This is a genomic window from Streptobacillus ratti (assembly GCF_001891165.1).
Classification (GTDB): Bacteria; Fusobacteriota; Fusobacteriia; order Fusobacteriales; family Leptotrichiaceae; genus Streptobacillus; species Streptobacillus ratti.
The window spans coordinates 1-363 of record NZ_LKKW01000092.1 but is presented as its reverse complement, the minus strand read 5'-3'; the positions used below and the strand labels follow the sequence as shown (position 1 = coordinate 363).

The 363-nt window shown below is 63.4% G+C and carries 1 protein-coding gene; it reads right to left on the bottom strand.

The features are described 5' to 3' along the window. Window positions 1–363, bottom strand: a 363-nt coding sequence (locus BT993_RS06920; RefSeq protein ID WP_143604321.1) for a bifunctional DNA primase/polymerase, incomplete at both ends; no start/stop codon positions are given.

Genomic DNA, 363 nt, shown 5'->3' with positions numbered 1-363 from the left:
GCCGTATTGCTTCTTGAGCGCACCAGCGCTGTTCGTGAATGCATTGTCCGGGTCGCTGAACACGTAGTGCTTACCACCCGATTGCGTGGTGATAATGGGCGTGCCTTCGGGCACGCCGCCGTGCTCGTCGAAGAGCTTGCCGATCAGCTCGGGACCGTTGAACTTGGTGTCGGCGTCGATCACGACCAGGCGCGCAGGCCCGCACGCGACGGACGGAACGGCGTCTTGGTTGGGGTGCCGCCACATGCGCTTGACGATGTCGGGATCGGTTGTCGCGCCGACGAACACGGTGAGCTGCTTGTTCCCTTCCTCGCGCGCCTGCTCGATAGCGGCTTCGCGATCCTCACGGCTGATCTCCGTATC